The following is a 3,730-nucleotide window of genomic DNA, read 5'->3' on the forward strand; positions in this document are numbered from 1 at the left end:
CGAGCAGGCGCAGCTGGTAGCGCTGGTCTTCGGTTTCGATGCCTTCGGCGATCACTTCCAGTCCCAGCGAATCGGCCAGCAGCCGGATGGCGCGCACGATGGCGGTGCTGCCGCCGCTTTCGCCGCTGCGCAGTTCGGCCACGAAGCTGCGGTCGATCTTCAGCCCGTGCAGCGGGAAGCGGTGCAGGTACGACAGCGACGAATAGCCGGTGCCGAAATCGTCCAGCAGCGTCGCCACGCCGGCGTCGCGCAGCTGGCCCAGGCAGGCCTGCACCACCTCGGGCTGTTCCAGAAGTGCGCCTTCGGTGACTTCCAGCCGCAGCTGGCCGCGCTTGACGCCGTGGCGCGACATCAGCTCAAGCAGCTTCTGGTCGAAGCCCGGGGCGCGCAGGTGGCGGGGTGAGACGTTGAGCGTGGTGTAGGCCTTGCCCGTGCCCAGGCGCTTGATGTCGCGGCAGACCAGGTCGTAGATCTGCCAGTCCATCTGTTCCAGGCTGCCGGTTTCTTCGGCAATGCCGATGAACTCGCCCGGCGAACACAGGCCGCGTGCCGGGTGGTGCCAGCGCATGAGCGCCTCAAACCCGACCACACCGCCGTCGGCCAGGCTGATGATGGGCTGGTAGTGCGGCTCGAACTCATGGCGCTGGAGCGCCCGTCGCAGGTCGCCCTCCAGTTCGAGCAGGCGCAGCGCGGCTTCGTGCAGCTGTTCGTCGAATATGGCGAAGCGCTGGCGGCCATTGGCCTTGGCGCGGTACATGGCCACGTCGGCGTCGCGAAGCAGCTCTTCGGGGCTGCGGTAGCGCGGGTCCACCAGCGCGATGCCGATGCTGGCCGAGGTGTAGAGCTCCTTGCCAGCGATGCGCATCGGCTCGGCCAACGCGGCGATCACCCGCTCGGCCACGGCCACCGCATCGTTGTCGGTGTGGATGAAGTCGAGCACGATCGCGAACTCGTCGCCGCCCAGGCGCGCCACCATGTCGGGGTCGCGAACGCAGCGGCCGATGCGGCGCGCGGCTTCCTTGAGCAGTTCGTCGCCCACGAGGTGGCCGACCGAGTCGTTCACCACCTTGAACCGGTCCAGGTCCAGGAACAGCACCGCGAACAGCTGCTTGGGGTCGTGCCGGAAGCGCGACAGCGCCATGCCCATCCGGCCCAGCAGGTGGCTGCGGTTGGGCAAGCCGGTCAGGGTGTCGTGCAGGGCTTCGTGCTTGAGCTTGTGCTCCATGCGTTCGCGCACCGAGATCTGGTCCAGCAGTTCGCGGTTGGCGTCGGCCAGTTCGCTGGTGCGCGACGCCACGCGCTGCTCCAGCTCGGCATAGGCCTGGCGCAGCGACTCGTTGGCCTGCCGGCGTTCGAGCGCCTGGGCGATGTGGAACGAAACAAAGCTGAGCAGTTCCTGGTCGCGCCGGGTGTAGACGTAATCGGGCGTGTAGCTCTGCACGGCGATGACGCCGGCCGCACGGCCCTCCAGGTTCAGCGGCACGCCCAGCCAGCAGACCGACGGCGTGCCGAACGACTGCACCTGGCCTTCCGCCACCATGGCGTGGATGGCGTTCTGGTCGGCCAGCAGGGGCTGGCCCGACGTCAGCACGAACTCGGTGAGGCCTTTGGCCAGGCGTCGGCGCGGACGCTTCTGGTCGCGTTCGTCCACCGAGTAGGGGAAGTCGAGCTCCGTGCCGTCCTCGGTGAGCAGGGCGATGAAGAAGTTTCGTGCGTCCAGCAGGGCGCTGACGATGCCGTGGACTTCGGCGTAGAACACCTCGATGCTTTCGCTGCGGCCGGCCTGTTCCGCGATCCGGAACAGCGCCGCCTGCAGGCGTTCGCTGCGCTCGCGCTCGGTCACCTGCTCGCGAAGCTCGCGGGTGCGTTCGTCCACGCGCCGCTCCAGTTCCTCCTGGGCGTCGCGGCGGGCCAGCGCCGTGAGGATGTGCTGGGCGACGTAGGCCAGCAGCACGCTGTCCTCGTCGCTGTAGCGGGCGGTGGGGTCGTAGCTCTGCACCACCACGGCGCCGCGCACCACGCCTTCGTCCAGCATGGGCACGCCCAGCCAGTCGTCGCTGTCGGGGCCGTGTGCCGCGTCGCGCACCACGCCCAGTTCGCGACGCACCTGGCTGGAGGGCCCCAGCACAGGCCGGCCGTGGCGGATCAGGGCCAGCGTGAGGCTGCTGGCCATGGCGCTGGCGGGAAACTCTTCCAGGGGGTCGGGACGGACCGGGTCCACGCTGTCGGCGAAGTAGATGAAGCGCAGCGCTTCGCTTTCGGGCGAATAGCGCACGATGTAGAAGTTCTCGGCGTACATCAGCCGGCCGACGATCTCATGCAGCCCGCGCAGCACCACTGCGGTTTCTTCTCCGGAGCTGGCCAGGTCGCTGATGGCGAACAGCGCGCGCTGCAGGCGCTCGGCCCGGCCCAGGCGCTCCACGTCCACCCGCAGCCGGCCGTTTTCGGCGGCCAGCGCGGCCGGGTCGTCGCCGCGCGCCAGGGCGTGCGGAACGGGCGTGGCCAGGTTGGGGGACATCGGACGCTGCGTCATGGGCTCTCGGTCGCCCCCTTCCCCGGGGTCAATCGAGTGTATCAGCCGGCCCGCGCCGCGCCGGCCAGGATGTCGGCCGTTGGCCCGCAGTCCGTAATGCGTCCATCGACAATCACCGCCGTACGCTCGGCCAAGGCCCGCGCGGCGCCGAAATCATGGGTGATGAACAGCAGCGCCAGCCCGCGCTGGCGCTTGAGGCGCTGCAGCAGCGCCAGCACGCCGGCGCGGTGATGGGCGTCCAGCGCCGATACTGCTTCATCGCAAACCAACAGGTCCGGGTTGGTGGCCAGGGCGCGGGCGATGGCCACCCGCTGGCGCTGGCCGCCCGAAAGTTGATGCGGCCAGTGCCGCGCCAGGCCGGCGTCCAGTCCCACGTCGGCCAGCAGGCCCAGGGCCTGGGTGCGCTGCGAGGCGTGGTCGCCGATGCCGTGGATGCGCAGCGGTTGCGCGATCAGGTCGGCCACCCGCATGCGCGGATCCAGCGACGCGTACGGGTCCTGGAACACGACGCCAATGCGCCTGCGCAGGGCGCGCAGGCGAACGGTGCCGGCCTCCAGCAGGTCTTCCCCGTCCAGCAGGATGCGGCCGGTGACGCCGCTTCGGGCCAGCCGCAGCACGGCCCGGCCCAGCGTACTTTTTCCGCTGCCGCTTTCGCCCACCAGGGCCAGGCACTCACCGCGGTGCAGCTGCAGGCTGGCGTCGCCAAGTGCCGGGGACGGTGCGCGCGGGTAGCGCACGCCCAGCGAGGCAAGCTCCAGCAGCAGCGTTCCGGGCGTGGCCGGTTCGGGCGGCGGCAGGTGTTCGGCGGCCAGCAGTTCGCGGGTGTAGGGATGCGCGGGTTGGGCGAACACGGTCTGCGCGTCGCCGCGCTCCACCAGTTCGCCGCGGCGCAGGATCGCCACGCGCTGGGCATAGGTCGCCACCAGCGGCAGGTCGTGGCTCACCAGCAGCACCGACAAACCCAGGTCGCGGCGCAGCCGGTCGAGCAGGTCCAGGGTTTCGCGGGCCAGGCGCGGGTCCAGCGCCGAGGTGGGTTCATCGGCCAGCAGCACCCGGGGCGCGCCCGCCAGCGCCCGCGCCCGCCTGGCGCGCTGGCGCTGGGCCGCGGGGGGGTGGTGGGGGTGGCGCGCCCGCAGGGCCCCCGGGTAGGGCCGCGGCAGGCGGGCGGACAGGGCGATAGCCACGCCCCGGGCCCCG

The 3,730-nt window shown here is 70.9% G+C and carries 2 protein-coding genes; both read right to left on the bottom strand.

Annotated features, from left to right (window positions below; genetic code table 11):
- The coding region (locus K0M70_RS14510; RefSeq protein ID WP_290783145.1) for an EAL domain-containing protein at positions 1 to 2,533 on the bottom strand (2,533 nt) is incomplete at its 3' end.
- Between the two features lie 41 nt (positions 2,534 to 2,574).
- Positions 2,575 to 3,730: ATP-binding cassette domain-containing protein (locus K0M70_RS14515; protein WP_290783147.1), on the bottom strand; the 1,156-nt coding region annotated here is incomplete at its 5' end.

It is taken from the genome of Arenimonas sp. (assembly GCF_019459675.1).
Lineage (GTDB): Bacteria > Pseudomonadota > Gammaproteobacteria > Xanthomonadales > Xanthomonadaceae > Arenimonas.